Below are 21,343 nucleotides of genomic sequence, written 5' to 3'. Positions count from 1 at the left end.
TAGTTAAGGCGAAAGGAGCGGATTAGATATGCAATTGACGTTTTTGGGAGCAGCGATGATTGTTACGGGATCTTCTTATTTACTGGAAGTAAATGACCGTAAGATTTTAATTGATTGCGGTATGTTTCAGGGATCGAAAGCGATTCGCGCATTTAATACCCGTGAATTTATGTATAATCCGGCAGAACTGGATTGTGTTGTTTTAACGCATGCCCATATTGATCATAGCGGCTTGTTACCCCGACTATGCAAGGAGGGGTTTAAAGGGCCGATTCATGCAACAAAAGTAACGGCTGATCTTTGCGGGATTATGCTGCCTGATAGTGCCCATATCCAGGAATTTGATGCGGAGATTGCTAACCGCAAAGGCAAAAGAGCCGGGAAAAAAGTGGTTACACCTTTATATACAATAGATGATGCCTATGCTTGCCTGAAACAATTTACTCCTCATCAATACGATCAGGAACTCGCTCTTACGCCTGAAATTGTCATTAAGTTCCGGGATGCTGGACATATTCTTGGTTCGGCCATGGTGGAGATGTGGGTAACAGAAGCGGGAAAAACGACTAAACTTGTGTTTTCGGGTGATGTTGGCCAGCCGGGTCAACCAATTATTAAAGATCCGACCTTTATCGATGATGCAGATTATATTGTGGTAGAATCCACGTATGGAAATCGGGATCACCAGCCGTTTGACCGTGAGGAAACACTGGCCGAAATTATTAATGATACTGTCAGCCGGGGCGGAAACATTGTTGTACCGGCCTTTGCGGTCGGGCGCACGCAGACACTTCTCTATTATTTGCGCAAGTTATTTAAGGCAGGAAAAATTCCTGATATACCGGTTATTATTGATAGTCCCCTGGCAATATCAGCTACCGATATCTTTATGCATAACCCGCAGGTCTACGATGAAGAAGCCTATAGCCTGGTTTATGATAGCAAAGAAAATCCCTTGTATATGCCTCAACTTACATTTACCCGCACGGCGACTGAATCCAAGGCTATTAATACAATGAATGAATCAGTTATTATTATTTCTGCCAGCGGTATGGCTGATGCCGGACGGATACTGCATCATTTGAAGCATAATCTGTGGCGTTCCGATTCCAGTGTACTGCTGGTAGGTTATCAGGCCGAGGGCAGCCTGGGGCGGCGTTTGACCGAAGGTGCGAAGCGGGTAAAAATCATGGGAGAAGATATTACGGTAAAAGCAAACGTAATTAATCTGGATGGATTTTCCGCACATGGTGACCGGTCGTATCTACTGCAATGGCTTTCGCGGTTCAGCGGCAAACCGGCAAACGTATTTCTGGTGCATGGTGAGCCGGAGATGTCCGGTCCTTTTTCCGAGCGTATTGAAGCCGAACTGGGACTGACCACTTATATTCCTCATTTTGGGGACAGTGCCCTGATTGATGGCAGACAGTGGCAGGTAGAAAAATCAGATATTGTAATGGTAGAGCCTTCTGTACAGCAGCTGCGTGATTCGCTGGCACAGCTGGAAGCCCAATATACCGGATATCGTCAGCGCCTGGAGCAGTTAGTCAGCAGTGATAATGCCAAATCAGACGATATTCTGCGGCGGATTGATAAAATTTCCGCATTTATTAAGAAGAATCTGGGTGAATTGTAAAAAAGTCAATAGTTATAGGGATGTAAACCAGACGGGACCTCCGTCTGGTTTACAAGTTTACAATATATTTTCGCAAGTCGTTTTGTTTAAGGCAGGAATGAGCGATGCAGAGGCTAATAGTATATAGAGTACTAAAATAAGAGGTGATTATGTCATGCGCAGTGACATTGTAAAAAAAGGCTCGACACGAGCCGCGCATCGTTCCTTGTTTTATGCGATGGGGTACACTCCTGAAGAATTGCAAAAGCCAATGATTGGCGTCGTAAATGCCTTCAATGAAATTATTCCTGGCCACATGCACCTGCGGGATGTGGCGGAAGCGGTAAAAACGGGGATTGCAGCTGCCGGTGGTATGGCTGTTGAATTTCCGGCGATTGGAATTTGTGATGGGATTGCAATGGGGCATGATGGTATGAAATATCCTTTGCCCAGCCGAGAGCTGATTGCCGATTCCATTGAGGCTGTGGCAATAGGCCACGGTTTTGACGGCCTGGTTCTTATTCCTAATTGCGACAAAATTGTTCCCGGCATGCTGATGGCGGCAGCGCGGCTCAATATTCCTGCGGTTGTAATGAGCGGCGGTCCCATGCTTGCCGGACGTTATGACGGCAGGGATATCAGTGTTAGTACGATGTTTGAAGCCGCCGGTCTGTATGAGGCAGGAAAAATTACTGCTGCCGAGTTAGATACAATGGAGAAATCGGCCTGTCCTGGCTGCGGTTCCTGTGCCGGTTTGTTTACGGCAAATACAATGAATTGCCTGACAGAAGTGCTGGGAATGGCCTTGCCGGGCAATGGGACGATTCCTGCTGCCCATACCGGAGCCAGACGCATGCTGGCTAAAAAAGCGGGAGCCACTGCCGTTGAGCTGGTTAAGAAGAACTGCAATCCCCGCGATATTTTAACGCTCAAAAGCTTTGAAAATGCAATTGCCGTTGATATGGCGGTAGGCGGCTCATCCAACACGGTACTCCATTTGACAGCTATTGCCTATGAAGCCGGTATAGAATTGCCGCTATCCCTTTTTGAAAGCATGAGTGCCCAAACTCCTTATATAACCAAGATGAGTCCAGGTGGCAGCCACCATATTCAAGATCTTAACGAAGCCGGCGGCATTGCGGCAGTTATGAAGGAGCTGACAAAGAAAGGCATTATTCATACTGATGCTCTAACCGTTACGGGAACAGTAGCAGACCGACTGAAAGATGCGGTAATTACAAGGCCGGACGTTATTAAAACGGTTGAAAAGCCGTACCGTACCCGTGGCGGAATTGCCATCCTTACAGGAAACTTGGCGGCTGACGGGGCAGTTGTCAAAGAAAGCGCGGTCGCTGAACATATGCTTAACTTTGAAGGGCCGGCGAAAGTATTTGATTCTGAGGAAGCTGCGATTGATGCCATTATCGGTAAGAAGATTCAGGATGGGGATGTGGTTGTTATCCGCTATGAAGGTCCCAAGGGGGGACCGGGGATGAAGGAAATGCTCAACCCTACGGCGGTTATTACCGGTATGGGCCTTAGAGTTGCTTTGCTTACGGACGGGCGCTTCAGCGGTGCCACGCAAGGGGCGTGTATCGGTCACATATCACCCGAGGCTGCTGAAGGCGGGACGATCGGTCTTTTAAAAGATGAGGATATCATTACCATTGATATTCCCAATCGCAAGCTGGCGGTAAAGCTTTCTGACAGCGAGCTGGAAAAACGCCGGAGTGAGTGGGTCAAACCTGCTCCGAAGGTAACGACGGGTTACTTGGCACGTTACGCGAAATTGGTCACATCAGGCAGCACCGGAGCGGTATTGAAATAGTTCCTGCAAGAATATTTTTCTTTTTGTGCATTGACAGCCGTCAAGTAGTATAATATAGTCATTTGTATTGACACTAAAAAGGATGCTCTGTCAGCATCCTTTTTAAATTCAGTAAGTAGGGTTTATTTCAGGAGGTAACAGTGAAACGCAACGATTTACGTAATGTCGCTATTATTGCTCACGTAGACCATGGCAAAACTACTTTAGTTGATGCCATGCTCAGGCAAAGTAATGTTTTCCGTGCCAATGAACATGTGGCGGAACGGGTTATGGACTCCAATGATTTGGAGCGTGAACGGGGAATTACCATTCTGTCTAAAAATACGGCAGTCATGCATAACGGTGTTAAAATCAACATTGTTGATACACCGGGACATGCCGACTTTGGCGGTGAAGTAGAACGGGTACTCAATATGGTTGATGGAGTATTATTGCTGGTAGATGCGTTTGAAGGGCCGATGCCGCAAACAAAATATGTATTGCGCAAAGCATTGGAACAAAATTTAAAAGCAATAGTAGTCATTAATAAAATTGACCGTCCTGACCAGCGGGTAGATGATGTTTATGATGAAGTGCTGGAATTGTTCATGGAGCTGGATGCTAACGATGACCAGCTCGATTTCCCCGTAGTTTTAGCAGCTGCCCGTGACGGTATCGCTAAAATGAAAATGGATGATGAAAGTACAAATCTGGAACCCTTATTCCAATTGCTGATTGACACTATTCCTGCTCCGCAGGGTGATGCAGATGGTCCGCTGCAAATTATGGTTACCACGCTTGACTATGATGAGTATGTGGGCCGGGTTGCAATCGGACGTATTATGCGCGGTTCCGTAAGCAGCGGACAAATGGTGGCCGTACTCAATGGCGATACGGAGACGAAAGTCCGGATTGGACGTTTGTATACGTATGAAGGGTTAAAACGGGTAGAAGCAAAAGAGGCAGCCTTTGGTGATATTGTCGCGATCATTGGCCTGACTGATGTAAATATTGGAGATACGATTGCCGATCCGGATCGTCCGGAAGCATTGCCGGCAATTAATATTGATGAACCGACTCTTTCCATGATTTTCAGCGTAAACAACAGCCCTTTTGCCGGACGGGAAGGCCAGTTTGTTACCTCCCGCCATTTGCGGGACCGCCTGTTCCGTGAAGTGCAGACAAATGTGAGCATGAGCGTTACCGAGACAGACAGCGCTGATTCCTTTGAAGTTGCCGGACGGGGTGAATTACATCTGGCAATCTTGATTGAAACAATGCGACGCGAAGGCTATGAATTCCAGGTTGGTAAACCGAAGGTTATCTATCGGGAAATTAACGGCAAGAAATGTGAACCGCTGGAGCTGCTTACGATTGATGTTCCTCAGGAGTTTATGGGAGCTGTTATGGAATCGCTGGGCACCCGTCGGGCTGAATTAGTCAACATGGTGGAACTTGCCGGTTACCTGCGCATGGAATTTATTGTTCCTGCCCGTGGTTTAATCGGTTTCCGTTCAGAGTTTTTAACCAATACCAAAGGCAATGGCATCATGCACCATGTGTTTCATGGCTATGCACCGTTTAAAGGTGATATTCCCGGCCGTACCCGGGGAGCATTGGTTGCTTTTGAAGATGGTGAGACTACGGCATATGGCATTAACAGTGTTCAGGACCGGGGTGTTATATTCATTTCCCCTGTCCAGTCGGTATATACCGGTATGGTAGTCGGGGAAAATGCCCGGGAATTGGATATGGATGTTAATCCTTGCAAGAAAAAGCATGTTACCAATATGCGTTCCAGTTCGGCCGATGAAGCGGTGCGTTTGACTCCTCCTCGGATATTGAGCCTTGAGCAGGCTTTGGAATGGATTAATGATGATGAATTAGTTGAAGTAACACCGAAGAGCATTCGTTTACGGAAGGCAATCTTAGATAGAAGCTTGCGTGCCCGGGAACGGAAGAATAACAGTATCGGTTAAGAATTTCTTGAACAAGCAAGCCTGGCGAAGCGGTAAAGGGCTTGCTTGTTTTTTTGTTGCCAATTGCAAGTTTTCATTCTTTTTAGCAAAAATCTGCAAAATAACGAAACTCATGGAAGGGAATTTTCTTTATCTGTCGAATATTTGCCAAATAATGGTGAATTTGTTTGTGTGGAGGCGAGTTTATGGCCTATGGATTGATTGATAAGCTGACAAACTTTTTAATGCCTGTAGAGGAAGCTGCTGAATTTGAGCAGCTGAGCACCCGTGAGCGAAAAGCTCAGCTTCGTGTGCATGTTCCCACGGCTTTAAAAGTTTTTATCGCTTCGCCACGCAATGAAGATGAAGTTCGGTTATTAGCAGATTGCTTAAAAAACAATATGGCAGTATTGGTTAATTATGAACATGTTGATGAATTGCTCAAACAAGGCATTCATGATTTTTTAAGCGGCGTAGCCTTTGTTATTGAAGGGACTGCAGAGCGGATTTCAGACAATATCTATATGTATCTTCCGCTATATGCACAAATTGAAAAACAGTTATTTGCCGTATCCATACCTACTTACGTAAAGAAAAAAGGATAGTAAAACCGATAGATACGCGATTGAGAATAAGGAGACCATGAACCCTAAACGGTTCATGGTCTCTTCTGTTATCGGGAATGCTAGAGGAAAAAAGTGCAGGATGTTTTTGCTTTTTTGTCGAATCACGTTTTGAGGTGAAGTAAACTGTTTACATTATCGACAATTAAACTACAGCATAAAATTATGCTGCATAGTGTTATTATGGTTTTTTTAGTGTTGATTACCGCAGGTTTATTAATAGCGCAAAATGTAAGTATGAATGTGCAAAGCAGCACTGCCGATAAAGCAATGTCTATTGCACAGGTTGTTGCCCGGGTTCCTCATGTACAGCAGGCCCTGTTATCGGATAATCCGTCTGAGACTCTGCAGCCTTTTGCAGAGCGCTGGCGTATTGCCACAGACGCTGCTTTTATTGTTATCAGTAATATGGAGGCAATTCGCTTTTCCTATCCCATCCCTGAAAAAATAGGGACGCCGATGGCTAATTTATATCGTGATCCTGTTCTGCAGGGGAATGAATATGTTTATATCGGTAAAGGGAGTCTGGAGCCTTCCTTGCGGGCTAACGTACCCATTTTTCACCCCGAAACGGGACTGCAGATCGGCTTTGTTTCTGTAGGCTTTTACTTAAAAGACATCAATGAAACCTTTATGGAAAGTTTTAAGCAAATTCTTTTTGCCCTGTTTGTAGGGCTAATGTTCAGCGTAGCCGGTGCCGTATATCTGTCCGGTAATGTAAAAAAGGCCATATTTGGATTGGAACCTCATGAAATAGCAACAATACTAAAAGAAAGAACCGCAACACTGGAGGCGATCCGTGAGGGTGTGGTTGCAGTTGATGTTGAGGGACGAATCCGGCTGGTGAATAATGAGGCAGCTAAGGTTTTAGGCATTGACGAGCAGGCAGTCATTGGCAAGCAGGTTGATGATCTGATTCCGCGCAGCGGGCTCGACGAAGTGATTAGCAGCGGTATCGCTGTTTATGATGAGGAGCACTATGTTGGCAATACGATTATTTTAGCCAATAGCGTACCAATCATTGTTGATCAGGAGGTTAGCGGAGCAGTTATTACGTTTCGCGATAGAACGGAAGTAAACCGCATGGCAGAGGCGCTGACCGGTGTTCATAGTTTTGTTGATATTTTGCGGGCTCAGACGCATGAATTTAAGAATAAAATGCATACCATCAGCGGACTGATTCAGCTTGGGCAGTATGATGAAGCTATTCGTTTCGCTACAGACGGCAATATCAGCAGACAGGGATTGTTCAATCAATTAAATGGCCAGATTCGCGACTCGGTGATCTTTGGTTTACTGCTGGGGAAAGCAAGTGTTATGCGGGAGAAAGGAATTGAGTTCTCCATTGACTCGGAAAGCTTTTTGGAGGAATTGCCGATTCACGTTACCAGCGGCGATATTGTCCTGGTTCTTGGCAATTTGCTGCAAAATGCGATAGAAGCGTTGGCAGAAACGGAAGAAAAGATTATCTATGTCAGCATTGTGCAGGAAACGGCAGAATTGACCATTTTGGTACAAAACTCTGGGCCATGGATTCCGAAAGAAGTGGCGACGACTATTTTTGAGCAGGGTGTGACGACAAAACCAAGCGGTAGTGGTCTGGGTCTGGCCTTGGTTTCTGAAAAACTGCAGCTGATAAAAGGCTCTATCGTACAGAGTAATTTACCGCTGGGCGGTGTACAATTTGCGGTGAAGATACCGTATAGTCAAGGATGGTAATATGAAAGACATTCATGTGCTAATTGTCGAAGATGATGCCATGGTCGCAGAAATAAACAAAAAATATACAGAAGCCGTTGAGGGATATGTTGTTGACGGACTCGTTTTTAACGGCAGTGAAGCGATAGCGCAGATTGAGCGGTTCAAACCGGATGTTGTGATCCTTGATAACTTCTTGCCGGAAACGACAGGCTTGGAAATCTTGCAGGCCTTGCGCAGCCAGGATAAACCTATTGATATTATTATGATTACGGCCGCCGATGATGTTCAAACCGTTAAAAAAGCTGTCAGGCAAGGCGTGGTAGCCTATATTACAAAGCCTTTTAAATTTGACCGATACCGCGCCGTGCTGGAGGCTTACCGTGATAACCGCTTAAGAATAAAGGAAAAAGAGCGTTTTAATCAAGACGAAATCGATGAAATGATCGCGGTGGGCAGCGGCCGGACGAATCAGGAACCCGGTGATATGCCGAAAAACTTTAACAGTCAGACCAGAGATTTAATTATTAATTTTCTGGTTGGGCAAAGTGAAGCCTCGTCGGCCGAGCAAGTCGCGGCCACCGTGGGGGTCTCACGTGTTACCGCGCGGCGCTATCTGGAATATATGCTTGAGCAGGGACAGGTAGTGAGAAGCCTGGACTATTTAACCGTTGGCCGGCCCGTGCACCGGTTTAAATTGAAACGAATCTAGGAGTGGCTGGGAATAATGAATAAACACACGGAAGTAACGCTGCAGGATGTTTTGGATAGCAAAGAGCGCCGGGCAGAAGCGCAACACAGTATGCGTCTGAAGTATTCGGCGCAAGGGGATACCTTGATCAGCATGACTGTCAACATGCCGGGGAACAGGAAATATACAGATGACACTGTTCAATTGATTTACTTTGCGCTTCACCAACTGCGATTGAAATTTGCAGAACAAGGCCTTCAATTGAGTGAAGAGCAGATCTTTCATTGGAATGCCGGTCCGGTGGCACTTGTCTCCGTCCAGGGAAACGCGCATCAATGTAAGAAATTGGCCATCCAAATAGAACAGGAATCGCCGTCAGGCCGGCTGCTTGATTTGGATGTGTTTGATGCTGACGGAAACTTAATCAGCAGGGATGAATACCAGCTGCCTCGCCGCATTTGTATGGTTTGTGAGCGGCCGGCTGTGGAATGCGTACGTTCCCGCGCGCATCAGCCTGAAGAAGTACGATCTGCCGTAAAGCACTTATTGCTATCGTTTCATAGTGAACAGACAAAGGTTGTTCCTGATGCGGTTATACAGATTGCGTCAAAGGCACTGGAAGCGATGCTGGCCGAAGTAGCTTGCTCGCCTGCCCCGGGATTGGTTGACCGGTTTAATGCCGGAGCTCACCAAGATATGGACTTCTTTACCTTTATACACAGCAGCAGTGCCTTGGTATCGTCTCTGCTGCGCTGCACATTAGCAGGCTGGACTCATTCCGGCGACTGTACGGAACTATTGCCTGTATTGAGAAAGATCGGGCTAGACGGCGAGAAGGACATGTTTGCCGCTACCAATGGGGTAAATACCCAAAAGGGGCTGCTGTTTCTTCTGGGAATCACGGCGGCAGCTACTGCACTGCATATTCGAAAAATGGGGAGCTCCGCTTGTATAGAAGGTATCCTGCAAACGGTAGCGGATATGTGTCAGGGACTTGTTGCTCAAGAGTTGTCCCCACTGGAAAAAAATAAGCCGGACCGTAAACTGACAGCGGGAGAACGGCTTTTTCTTGAATACGGTATTACCGGTATACGCGGCGAACTGGAATCAGGATTAACTGTACTGAGTGCTGTTGCACTCCCCAGGCTCGAACAGGCATTTTCGGCAGGATTATCGGTAAATGATGCCATGGTGGATACATTAATTGCTTTAATTGCGGTGACTCCAGATACGACAATTCTAAACCGGCATAATCCCCAGGTTCTGGCCAGCGTGCAGCAGCAGGCTGCCGGTATTCTGCATGCAGGCGGAATGTTAACTGAGACAGGGCGGCAGTTGATTCGTGAGTGGGATGACAGCCTTATTCAAATGAATATCAGCCCCGGCGGGTCAGCAGATCTTTTAGCTGCTGCCTATTATTTTTACAGCATAAAAAGCTATATTCGCGCGTTTCCGGGAAATCGGCGGGGGTAGGCTGTTCGTACATGATTTTGGTAATAGTTAAAGACGTGCAGGCATATAATGCAAGTGAAGTCACAAGTATGGATATTAGGCAGGCTGTGAGGTGTTTCGTATGAAATCATTATTCAAAAGCAAAATATCCAGATTTGGCTCGCTTCTGAGTCTTGTAACGTTGACGGCGATGCTGATGCTGTTTGCATTGGCGTTGCCTGAATTCCTGACTTCTGCTGCGGGCCGCATATTTGCCGGTGTCTGGGCCCTGGTGAGCATTATTGTATGCGCAGCGCATTCAAACCGCTTGTCCGGAGAACGACGGCAGCATTTCTCGCTTCCCGGCTTCGAAGGCAAGAAAGTGCGGGAGCGTAAGGGGAACCGGATGGTACGGGCACTGCGAGGGTAGTAGGAATTGTATAGAACCAGGGCACAAATAGCAAAATGGGTCGCTGTTTGTGTCCTGGTTTTTTTGTGCCAATAAATCAAAAGGAATACGCAGTTTTATAGCGAAAATAATCGAATAGAGGCTAGTTAAGGGAGATTTAGTCATGGATAATTTTGTTCACCTGCATGTGCATACGGAATATAGTTTGCTGGATGGTGCCAGTCGGATTGAAGATTTAATCGGCAGAGCCAAAGAACTGGGGATGCCGGCAATTGCGATAACGGATCACGGCTGCATGTACGGAGCCGTCGATTTTTATAAACAAGCCTTAAAACAGGGAATTAAGCCGATTATCGGCTGTGAGGTTTATGTGGCACCCCGCTCGCGGCTGGAAAAAAGTGCCGGAGCGGATACGGAAGCTTACTACCACCTTGTCTTGTTGGCGGAAAATGAGAAGGGGTATCGCAATCTTATTGAATTGGTATCGCGCGGCTATACAGAGGGCTTTTATTATAAGCCCCGTATTGACCGGGAAATATTGCGGACTTATAGCGAGGGGCTTATTGGGTTGAGTGCCTGCATTGCTGGAGAGGTTCCGGCAATGCTTTTAAAGGGAGATGCTGCTGGTGCCCGGGAAATTACACAAGAATATTGTGACATCCTGGGGAAAGACAACTTCTTCATAGAACTGCAGGATCATGGCATGGAAGAAGAAAAACGGGTTAACAGCCAGTTGATTGCCTTGGCGGCTGAGCTTGGCATAGGCCTGGTAGCGACCAATGATTTGCATTATGTGCGTCAGGAAGATGCCGAAAGCCATGATGTACTATTATGTATTCAAATGGGGAAAACCGTTGACGAAGAAAACCGGATGCGCTTTCCTTCTAATGAATTTTACCTCAAGAGCGCCGCAGAAATGGCAGCTCTTTTTCCTGCCTGCCCTGAAGCGCTGTCCAATACACTGCGCATTGCAGAAAGATGCAATGTCTCTTTTGAATTTGGCGTGCTGCATTTACCTCAATTTCCGGTTCCTGAGGGTCAGGATGCAGAGTCCTATCTGCGTAAGCTTTGCGAAGAGAAGCTGCTTTGGCGATACCGGGAAATTACGCAAGAGATTCAAGAGCGGCTGGAATATGAATTAGCGGTTATTGAAAAAATGGGTTATTCCAGCTATTTTTTAATTGTCTGGGACTTTGTCAATTATTCCCGTGAGCAAAAAATCCCGGTTGGCCCAGGCAGGGGATCGGCAGCAGGCAGTTTAGTATCCTATTTATTAGGCATTACAAGTATTGATCCTTTACAATACGGCTTATTATTTGAGCGCTTTTTAAATCCAGACCGGGTTACCATGCCAGATATTGATATCGATTTCTGCTATGAACGACGCAGTAAAATCATTGAATATGTATCTGCCAGGTATGGGGCTGACCGGGTGGCACAGATCATAACTTTCGGTACGATGGCGGCAAAGGCGGCTATCCGCGATGTTGGCCGGGCGCTGAACATGACCTACAGTGATGTAGACCGGATTGCCAAGCTGGTGCCAAATGAACTAGGGATTACGTTGAAACGAAGTCTGGAGATTAGTAAAGAATTACGACAAAGCTATGACAGTGAACCCTTAATTACAAGGCTGCTTGATTTGGCAATGGCGGTAGAGGGCTTACCGCGGCATGCCTCTACACATGCAGCAGGGCTGGTTATCTCTAAATATCCATTAACGCAGCACGTACCGCTGCAGAATTCTTCTGAAGGCTTTTTAACGACCCAGTTTGATAAAGACCGGATTGAAGAAATCGGTTTGCTGAAAATGGACTTGTTGGGCCTTAGAACGTTGACGGTTATTGGCGATGCGCTGGAGCTGGTTCGCAAAAACCGGGGGATTACCATTGATATTGAACAAATTCCGCTGGATGATAAGGAAGCGTGCTTGATGCTGGCTAACGGCGATACAGCCGGTGTTTTTCAAATGGAGTCCTCGGGCATGACCAATTTGGTAAAAGAGCTGAAACCGGAACATTTTAATGACTTGATTCCGCTTGTCGCTCTTTATCGTCCCGGACCGCTTGGCAGCGGCATGGTTGCCGATTTTATTGCCGGACGTCATGGCAAGAAGGACATACACTATCTGCACCCGATACTGGAATCAGTGTTAAAAGATACTTTTGGCGTGATTTTGTACCAGGAGCAGGTAATGCAGATTGCGTCGCTAATGGGCGGTTTTACACTGGGACAAGCGGATTTACTGCGACGGGCAATGGGCAAAAAGAAACACGATGTACTGGTTGCGCAGCAGGACGCCTTTCTGCAGGGGGCTGAGAAGCAAAACATCGATACTAAAATTGCCCAGGAAATTTTTGATCTTATGATTCATTTTGGTGATTATGGGTTTAATAAATCCCATAGTGCCGCTTATGCGCTGGTGGCTTACCAAACTGCGTGGCTCAAGGCGCATTACCGGCCGGAATTTATGGCGGCTCTGCTGACGAGTGTTATGGGGGTAAATGATAAAATCGGCTTTTATATTGAAGAATGCCGCAGGATGGGGATAGCCGTACTGCCTCCTGATATTAATGCAAGTGGGACCAGCTTTACGGTTGACGGACAGGACATTCGCTTTGGTCTGGCAGGAGTAAAGAACGTCGGAGCCAATGCAATTGCCAGTATTATGGCCGTCAGGGAAGAGGCTGGTAAATTTACTTCTATTATCGACTTTTGCAGTCGTGTCGACATGCGGCTTGCCAATAAACGGGTAATTGAAAGCCTAATCAAATGCGGTGCTTTTGATTCCTTGGGGAAAAAGCGATCACAGCTTTTAGCGGTGCTGGAGCAGGCCGTTGATATGGCTGCACTTAGGCGGCGGGATTTATCAAGCGGTCAGCTGGGCTTATTCGGCGAAGAGACTGTTGAAGCAGCCGATGTCGTATACCCTGATATTCCTGAGCTGCCTCAGGAAAACATTTTAGCAATGGAAAAAGAAATTATTGGTTTTTATGTAACTGGGCATCCGCTGGATCGCTACCGGGACAAAATGCAAAGCCTTACGGCAATTGAAAAATTATCTACTGAGGATAACGTCGACGGACAAACAGTTCGAATCGGTGGTCTGATTGCTGCGGCTAAGCGCTTGACTACCAAGGCCGGCGATATGATGTGCTTTGTTACCCTTGAGGACTTTACCGGACAGATCGAAGTCGTTGTTTTTCCACGGGTCTTTAATAAGGTAAGTCGTCTTTTGGCTCCGGATATGGCAGTTGTTATATTTGGCCGGCTGTCGGTAAACGACGAAGGCAGCAAAGTCCTTGTGCAAGACATCAAACCACTGGATGCTGTGGAAAATGCAGTGCGGATTCGTATTGAAAAAAAGAATGAGACAATGGAAGTCATAGAAAGGCTGCAGCAAGTACTGGCCGCGAATCGCGGTAAATCAACAGTGTATTTTTGTTTAAGCAGCAATGGCCGGGTTATTAAAACAGAGCCGCGCTATTGGATTAACCCCACACAGCAGGCTCTGGAAGCGATAGAATCTTTATTAGGAAAAGAAACAGTCAGCATCGGTTGATGCTGACTTAGTTTTTAAAAGCAAGCGACAACATTGCCACCCCTTCGCGGATATATTGTTTTGCTGTTAAATACGTATTATCTGCCATGGGAGCAGGTGCCCCGCTGGCATTCATGCCGATGTTATGAGCCAGTACCAAAGAACGCCTGATGTGGGATGAATTGGAAACGATAATCGCTTTAGTTAAACCGGCCTGCTTCATAATCGCATAAGAATTCACCAGGTTTTGATAGGTATTGAAGGAATTTTCCTCTACCAGGATATGGTCGGCAGCAACGCCGGTGCGGATCAGGTAATCACGCATTGCGGCTGCTTCACTAATCTCTTCGTCCAGCCCTTTAGCGCCGCTGACGATAATAAAGGGCGCATAGCCCGCATCGTACAGGCGATGTGCTTCGTTCAGCCGTAAGCGCAGCATCGTGCTTGGTTCCGTACCGATTAACTTAGCCCCAAGGACGATAATAACATCGCCGGGCTCCGGTTCAGAAAGATGACCTGTCGCGATAATGGGGATCTCGACAACAATAAACAGTAGCAGGGTAAGCAGGATCATGCAGCGTCGTATTTTTTTAGCGATTGTCAGCACCTCCTAGGCAGCAAAACAGACACATGTATATTATTATACCACGATAGAAAAATAGTGCTACACTTAACAAGATTTTGTATGAATAGCAAAGAAAAAAGCCTGTGCGCTCTTAATGCGCACAGGCTTTTTTAAAATCTTATAGAATACCAGTAATGGAGTGGAAAATAATTACAGCAAAAACCATTGCCGTCTTAATGCAGGTAATTGCGAAGATATCGCGATACGAATCGCGGTGAGTCAGTCCGCACACTGCAAGCAGGGTGATAACCGCACCATTGTGTGGCAGGGTATCCATACCGCCGGAAGCCATGGAGGCTACACGGTGAAGAATTTCAGGAGACATCCCGATTTGGTTGGCCCATGCCAGCCAGTCTTTTGCCATTAAATCAAGCGCAATCGACATGCCGCCCGAAGCGGAACCAGTAATACCCGCCAGGGTAGTAACGCTTACTGCTTCAGAAACAAGCGGTGATCCGCCAACCTTGATACCCAGTAAAGCGCCTGAAATGGCTTTAAAGCCGCTAAGGGAAGCAATAACGTTACCGTAACCAACTTCAGAAGCTGTATTCATGATAGCCAGAAGAGAACCGATAGCACCGGCGTTCAGGGCTTTGGCCAGGCCGCCTTGGGGAAGACGGGAGAAGCCAAGAGCAATAGCCAGCAGAATACCGCAAACGAGAGCAATAATTAAGGCCCAGATACTTACAACATTTTTAACAGCTGCAGCTGTCAGCGGGAGCTTCATTGCCAGGAATGGCTGCAGCATATTGGGATCCCAGCTGAACCGGGTCATGATAAAATTCACTACTAATACAGTCAGCAGAGGCAGCATTGCGATATGCCAGGAAGGAAGACTGCCTTCGTTGCTTTTTACTTCTGGTTCGTTGAGTGTGTGTGCGCCGTAACCTTCGCCGGCAGCAGCAGCGGCTTTGCGGCGGCCTTCCATATACCACATGCCAATTGCATAGATGGCAATACCGCCAAGCAATCCGCAGATTGGCGCGGCATAGCCGTTAGTACCGAAGAAGTTGGTAGGAATCAGGTTCTGGATTTGGGGGGTACCAGGGAAGGAGTCCATTGTTGCAGTGAAAGCACCCAGTGCAATAGTGCCGGGCAGAAGCCGTTTTGGAATATCAGCTTCTCTAAACAGAGCAGCCGCAAAAGGATATACTGCAAAAACCACGACGAAGAGGCTAACACCACCATAAGTTAAAACAGAGGCGGAAAGAACAACTGCTAAGATCGCACGTTCCTTACCTAAGCCTTTAATAATGGCATGGGCAATCCCTTTTGCCAAACCGGTATCTTCCATGACCTTACCGAAAACCGCACCTAACATGAATACCGGGAAGAACGATTTTACGTAAGTTACTGCTTTGGCCATAAATAATTCGGTGTAAGCCGGCATAAGGGACAAACCGGACAGCGAAGCTGCCAAAAGAGCAAAGACCGGAGCGAACAAAATAACGGAAAAGCCGCGATAGGCAAAGAACATTAATAGAAACAAACTAAGAAGAATGCCAATAACTTCCATTGATGATTACCTCCTATAAAGTATTTTTTTTATAATGCCTGAATAGAGACGAAGATTGCAATAACACCTCCTTATTAATGCGGATTGCTTTATCAGGCTCCGGCTGGGCCGTGAGTTGATTGCACTTAATCTTTATGCAAATATCATGCCAAAAATAGAAGATAGCCCTAATTTTTGTTTTGTGGAGGTGAATGCTTGCATAAATCAGGATTTTAGTATAATATTGTGCAAATTTTTTACCTGGTAATAGATATTCAAGGGGGCAATAATAAAATCCTGCTTAGACAGTGTGTGTATATTATATTAGACACAGGTGTTCATAATAATATACAGTCAAATGCCGTTAGACCAGAGGTTTGTGAATTTAATAACCTATAAAGGCTTGTTTTCACTGAAGGTTTATCTTGTTGTAAATTTGGCATGATAATTGCATAGTAAAATATGCGACAATATTACAAGGAGTGTGACACCATGGCAAAAATTATCACTGCTTCAGAAGCTGTTAAGCTGATTCCGGATGGCGCTACCGTTGCCACAAGTGGATTTGTCGGCATTGGACATGCAGAAGCGTTAACTACTGCCTTAGAAGAACGATTTCTTGCTGAAGGAGCACCTCGTAATCTTACTCTAATATATTGTGCCGGACAGGGGGATGGCAAAGACCGCGGACTTAACCACCTTGGACATGAAGGTTTGGTTAAGCGCGTAGTCGGCGGACATTGGAACCTGGCGCCGAAATTAGGGAAGTTGGCAGTAGAGAATAAAATCGAAGCCTATAACTTCCCGCAGGGAACCCTGACTCACTGGTTCCGTAATGTTGCCGGACGCAAACCGGGTGTCATCACCAAGGTCGGTCTGAATACCTTCTGTGACCCCCGCGTTGAAGGCGGTAAAATTAATGAAGTTACAAAAGAAGATCTGGTTGAGGTTATTGAGCTTGGCGGGGAAGAATGGCTTTGGTACAAACCCTTCCCGGTGAGTGTGGCTCTTGTCCGTGGTACGAGTGCTGATGAGAAAGGTAATATTTCCATTGAGCGCGAAGCCGCGTCGGTAGAAATTTTGTCGATCGCTCAGGCAACGCAAAGTTCCGGCGGCATTGTTATTGCTCAGGTGGAGCGGATTGTGGCCAATGGCACAATTAATCCCAAGCACGTTAAACTCCCGGGAATTAGTGTGGATTATATTGTAGTGGCTGATAATCCTGCATCCCATATGCAGACGTTCAGCGAGCAATATAACCCTGCTTATTCCGGCGAAACCCGGATTCCATTGTCAGGCATTGCTCCGCTGGCGCTTGATGAGCGTAAAGTTATTGCCCGCCGGGCGGCAATGGAACTGATTCCTAACGCCAGAGTAAACTTAGGGATTGGCATGCCGGAAGGTGTATCGGTTGTTGCAAATGAAGAAGGAATTGGCCATATGATGACTCTCACGGTTGAAGTGGGACCAGTTGGCGGCGTTCCGGCAGGCGGCTTAAGCTTTGGCGCGGCCACCAATGCCGAAGCAATACTCGATCAGCCTTACCAGTTCGACTTTTACGATGGCGGCGGTGTTGATCTTGCTTATTTAGGACTGGCGGAAACTGATCAGCACGGCAATATTAACGTCAGCAAGTTCAAGGGACGGGTAGCCGGCTGCGGCGGTTTCATTAATATTACCCAAAACGCCAAGCAAGTCGTTTTCTGCGGCACTTTCACAGCAGGTGGCCTCAAAGTAGAAGTGGCCGACGGCAAATTGAATATTATTACCGAAGGAAAGGCCAAAAAATTCCTTGATCACGTTGAACAGATTACGTTCAGCGGCGAATACGCGAAAAAAGTGAATCAACCGGTTATGTATATCACCGAACGGGCCGTATTTAAGTTAACCGAGCAAGGCATGACCTTAATTGAGATTGCGCCTGGCGTTGATCTGGAAAAAGATATTTTGGCACTGATGGACTTTAAACCGGCTATTGCCGAAAACCTTAAGCTTATGGATGCGGCGATCTTCGAAGACAAGCTTATGGGATTGAAACTGTAAGAAGTTGTAAGAAAATATTTGCGACTAACAGGAATTACACTAGCAATAGCAAATAGATACTATAATGGTTATACTAAGCAAAATTAACTCTAAGGATGGTGCTACTTTTGAAGGACGTAGTAATTGTAAGTGCGGTTCGTACCGCTATTGGCAGTTTTAACGGATCGTTGTCGCCTTTATCCGCAACAGAAATGGGCGGTTTGGTAATTAAAGAAGCTCTGCAGCGTGCAGGAACCGACGCTTCTATTGTTGACGAAGTAATCATGGGGAATGTTCTGCAAGCCGGCTTGGGACAAAATCCTGCCCGTCAGGCAACGTTGAAAGCCGGAATGCCGATCGAAGTTCCTGCGCTGACCATCAATAAAGTGTGCGGTTCAGGTCTAAAAGCAGTTAATTTGGCAGCTCAGTCCATTTTGGCAGGTGATGCGGAAGTGGTGGTTGCCGGCGGCATGGAAAGCATGACAAACGCACCGTATTTACTGGATAAGGCTCGTTCCGGCTATCGCATGGGTCATGGCAAGTTAGTGGACTCAATGATTCAAGACGGCTTATGGTGCGCTTTCAATGATTATCATATGGGCATTACGGCAGAAAATGTTGCAGCTCAATATGGAATCAGCCGTGAAGATCAGGATCAACTGGCTTTTGAATCACAGGATAAAGCAATTAAAGCGATTCAAAGCGGTGCATTCAAAAAAGAAATCCTGCCTGTCACCATTAAAGGTAAAAAAGGCGATATTGTATTCGATACAGATGAATATGCCAAAGCAGGAACTACTGCCGAAAAACTCGGCGGCCTGAAACCGGCATTCAAAAAAGACGGATCAGTTACTGCCGGTAATGCCTCCGGTATTAATGACGGCGCGGCTGCTCTCGTCATTATGTCGGCTGATAAAGCAAAACAGCTTGGACTGAAACCATTAGCACGCATCCGCGGCTATGCTTCAAGCGGCGTAGATCCCAGCATCATGGGAATCGGACCCGTAACTGCCACGCAAAAAGCATTGAAAAAAGCCGGGCTTACCGTTCAGGATCTTGATTTAATTGAGGCCAATGAAGCATTTGCTGCTCAGTTCCTGGCTGTAGGCAAACAGCTTGAATTTGTTCGTGAAAAAGTAAATGTTCACGGCGGCGCAATTGCCCTGGGCCATCCGATTGGTGCCAGCGGTGCCCGTATATTTGTAACCTTATTGCATGCAATGGAGCTGCGCCAAGCCAAGCTTGGACTGGCAACTCTGTGCATCGGCGGCGGTCAAGGGGTTGCCACCGTTATCGAACGTTTATAGTCTGCCAGTCGATGAGTGCCAATGGTGACACGCTATTGGCACTCATTCAAAAATCGTAAGTGATTTTTTTCACTAAGTGCTTTTGCGATTATTAGCCTCAAAAGGGGCGAATAATGAAATAAAAGGAGGAGTTTAGTATGTTTTTTCAATTAACTGAAGAACAAAAAATGATGCAAAAAATGGTGCGCGAGTTTGCTGAGAAGGAAGTAGCACCAGGTGTCGCTGAGCGTGATGAGCAAAGTATCTTTGATCGCTCGCTTGCAGATGCAATGGGCGAAATGGGCCTTAACGGTATTTGTTTCCCGGAAAAATACGGCGGTGCCGACAGCGACTATCTCAGCTATGTGTTAGCAATTGAAGAATTATCAAAAGTAGATGATGGTGTGGGCATTACGCTGTCTGCTACCGTATCTCTCTGCGCATGGCCGATTTATGCTTATGGCACAGAAGAGCAAAAAGAGAAATATCTGCGTCCGATTTTAGAAGGAACTCATATGGGCGCATTTGGTTTAACAGAAGCCAATGCCGGTACTGATGCTGCTTCTCAGCAAACCGTGGCTGTTGCTGACGGCGATGACTACATCATTAATGGCAGCAAGATTTTCATCACCAATGCTGGTGAAGCAGAAACCTATATCGTTTTTGCCATGACTGATAAATCCAAGGGTGTTAAAGGAATCAGCGCCTTTATTCTCGAAAAAGGTATGCCAGGCTTTACCTTTGGCAAAAAAGAGCATAAATTAGGAATTCATTCCTCCATTACAATGGAACTTGTTTTCCAAGATGTAAGAGTACCAAAAGCAAATATGCTGGGTAAAGAGGGAGATGGCTTCAAAATCGCCATGACCACTCTTGACGGCGGCCGTATCGGTGTTGCTGCACAGGCACTGGGCATCGCACAAGCTGCACTTGATCATGCTGTAAAATATTCCAAAGAACGCGTGCAATTCGGGAAACCGATTGCCAGCAACCAGGCTATTGCATTTATGCTGGCCGATATGGGCACTAAAGTTGAAGCAGCCCGTTTGCTGGTTTATAAAGCTGCCTGGAATAAAGATCAGGGATTATCTTACTCAAAAGAAGCTGCTATGGCGAAGTTGTATGCTTCTGATATTGCGATGGAAGTATCGACTGATGCCGTGCAAATATTTGGCGGTTATGGCTACACCTGCGAGTATCCGGTTGAACGCTTAATGAGAAATGCAAAGATTACGCAGATTTATGAAGGCACCAATCAGGTTCAACGGATGGTCATTTCCGGCGCTTTGCTGCGGTAATAGCAATTTTACGCACTAATCATCATAACAGGAGGCAAATAGTATGGATATTCTAGTATGTGTCAAGCAAGTGCCTGACACCACCGAGGTCAAAATTGACCCGAAAACAAATACACTAATTCGTCAAGGGGTGCCAAGCATCGTTAACCCCTTTGACAAAAATGCCGTAGAGGCAGCTCTGCAATTGAAAGAAAAGCATGGCGGCAAAGTTGTCGTTATCTCGATGGGGCCGCCACAAGCAAAAGATGCACTCAAAGAATGTCTGGCTATGGGAGCTGATGAAGCTTATTTGATCAGTGACCGCGCTTTTGGCGGTGCCGATACGCTGGCTACCAGCTACACCCTGGCTGCGGGAATCCGTAAACTGGGAAGCTTTGATATGATTATCTGCGGCAAGCAGGCTATCGACGGCGATACTGCCCAGGTAGGTCCTGAAATCGCAGAATACCTCGATATTCCCCAAATCACCTATGTTGCTAAGGTGGAAGTGAACGAGGGAGTTGTTCGGGTTGAACGGGAACATGAAGAGGGCTACGAAGTGATTGAAACTACGCTTCCGGTGCTGCTGACTGTTGTAAAATCCATCAATGAGCCGCGTTTCCCTACCGTAAAGGGAACGATGAAAGCAAATCGCAAGGAAATACCTGTTATTACCGTCAATGATGTGGAAGTCGACCCTGAACGTCTTGGCCTTAAAGGCTCGCCTACCCAGGTTCGTCGTATCTTTACCCCTCCGCAGCGGACTCAAGGTGAAATTATTGAAACTGACAGCGCACGTGAGTCAGTGGCAATACTCATTCAAAAACTAACTGAAGCAAAGATTGTCTAAGAGGAGGGAAATGAC

At 46.5% G+C, this 21,343-nt stretch carries 15 protein-coding genes; 13 read left to right on the top strand and 2 right to left on the bottom strand.

The genetic code is table 11. The features are described from left to right. Nucleotides 1-28 precede the first annotated feature (28 nt). From EV210_RS19275 to EV210_RS19235, 9 genes are all read left to right on the top strand, one after another. Nucleotides 29-1,636, top strand: coding sequence for an MBL fold metallo-hydrolase RNA specificity domain-containing protein (locus EV210_RS19275; protein ID WP_132082991.1), 1,608 nt, complete (start codon nt 29-31; stop codon nt 1,634-1,636). Nucleotides 1,637-1,790: 154 nt separating this feature from the next. After that, complete coding sequence (ilvD, locus tag EV210_RS19270) at nt 1,791-3,443, top strand: dihydroxy-acid dehydratase (protein WP_132082990.1); 1,653 nt, start codon at nt 1,791-1,793, stop codon at nt 3,441-3,443. Nucleotides 3,444-3,583: 140 nt separating this feature from the next. Next, nucleotides 3,584-5,401, top strand: a complete 1,818-nt coding sequence (gene typA / locus EV210_RS19265) for a translational GTPase TypA (RefSeq protein WP_132082989.1) — start codon at nt 3,584-3,586, stop codon at nt 5,399-5,401. Between the two features lie 185 nt (nt 5,402-5,586). Then, nucleotides 5,587-5,985 carry a cell division protein SepF gene (gene sepF, locus EV210_RS19260; RefSeq protein ID WP_132082988.1) on the top strand — a complete coding sequence of 133 codons (399 nt, stop codon included), beginning with the start codon at nt 5,587-5,589 and terminating at the stop codon, nt 5,983-5,985. Nucleotides 5,986-6,168: 183 nt separating this feature from the next. Then, on the top strand, nt 6,169-7,722 hold the full coding sequence (locus EV210_RS19255; protein ID WP_132082987.1) for an ATP-binding protein: 1,554 nt from the start codon (nt 6,169-6,171) through the stop codon (nt 7,720-7,722). A 1-nt stretch (nt 7,723) separates the two neighbouring features. Then, a complete protein-coding gene (locus tag EV210_RS19250) occupies nt 7,724-8,413 on the top strand; it encodes a response regulator (protein ID WP_132082986.1) in 690 nt (229 codons plus the stop codon). Nucleotides 8,414-8,428: 15 nt separating this feature from the next. After that, nucleotides 8,429-9,865: a triphosphoribosyl-dephospho-CoA synthase CitG gene (gene citG, locus EV210_RS19245; RefSeq protein WP_132082985.1), complete on the top strand. Its 1,437-nt coding sequence runs from the start codon at nt 8,429-8,431 to the stop codon at nt 9,863-9,865. A gap of 100 nt (nt 9,866-9,965) precedes the next feature. Then, nucleotides 9,966-10,253 (top strand): hypothetical protein, encoded by a 288-nt coding sequence (locus EV210_RS19240; protein ID WP_132082984.1) that lies wholly within the window; start codon nt 9,966-9,968, stop codon nt 10,251-10,253. Between the two features lie 142 nt (nt 10,254-10,395). Beyond that, the gene (locus tag EV210_RS19235; protein ID WP_132082983.1) at nt 10,396-13,794 is read left to right on the top strand and encodes a DNA polymerase III subunit alpha; all 3,399 of its coding nucleotides are present in this window, start codon (nt 10,396-10,398) and stop codon (nt 13,792-13,794) included. Nucleotides 13,795-13,801: 7 nt separating this feature from the next. Here EV210_RS19235 and EV210_RS19230 read toward each other — a convergent pair whose 3' ends face one another. Both EV210_RS19230 and EV210_RS19225 read right to left on the bottom strand, forming a co-directional pair. Next, nucleotides 13,802-14,380: a YdcF family protein gene (locus EV210_RS19230; protein ID WP_243650640.1), complete on the bottom strand. Its 579-nt coding sequence runs from the start codon at nt 14,378-14,380 to the stop codon at nt 13,802-13,804. A gap of 136 nt (nt 14,381-14,516) precedes the next feature. Continuing rightward, nucleotides 14,517-15,914, bottom strand: coding sequence for a GntP family permease (locus EV210_RS19225; RefSeq protein ID WP_132082982.1), 1,398 nt, complete (start codon nt 15,912-15,914; stop codon nt 14,517-14,519). A 471-nt stretch (nt 15,915-16,385) separates the two neighbouring features. Between EV210_RS19225 and EV210_RS19220 the strand changes: the two genes are divergently transcribed. From EV210_RS19220 to EV210_RS19205, 4 genes are all read left to right on the top strand, one after another. Beyond that, nucleotides 16,386-17,936 carry an acyl CoA:acetate/3-ketoacid CoA transferase gene (locus tag EV210_RS19220; RefSeq protein ID WP_132082981.1) on the top strand — a complete coding sequence of 517 codons (1,551 nt, stop codon included), beginning with the start codon at nt 16,386-16,388 and terminating at the stop codon, nt 17,934-17,936. Nucleotides 17,937-18,043: 107 nt separating this feature from the next. Continuing rightward, complete coding sequence (locus EV210_RS19215; RefSeq protein ID WP_132082980.1) at nt 18,044-19,222, top strand: acetyl-CoA C-acetyltransferase; 1,179 nt, start codon at nt 18,044-18,046, stop codon at nt 19,220-19,222. 137 nt (nt 19,223-19,359) lie between these two features. Next, on the top strand, nt 19,360-20,499 hold the full coding sequence (locus EV210_RS19210) for an acyl-CoA dehydrogenase (RefSeq protein ID WP_132082979.1): 1,140 nt from the start codon (nt 19,360-19,362) through the stop codon (nt 20,497-20,499). Nucleotides 20,500-20,542: 43 nt separating this feature from the next. Then, the gene (locus EV210_RS19205) at nt 20,543-21,328 is read left to right on the top strand and encodes an electron transfer flavoprotein subunit beta/FixA family protein (RefSeq protein WP_132082978.1); all 786 of its coding nucleotides are present in this window, start codon (nt 20,543-20,545) and stop codon (nt 21,326-21,328) included. The last annotated feature ends 15 nt before the right edge of the window (nt 21,329-21,343 follow it).

Source organism: Anaerospora hongkongensis, assembly GCF_004339805.1.
Taxonomy (GTDB): Bacteria; Bacillota; Negativicutes; order Sporomusales; family DSM-15969; genus Anaerospora; species Anaerospora hongkongensis.
Note: the sequence above shows the minus strand (reverse complement) of the source record. Positions and strands in the feature narration are given on the sequence as shown.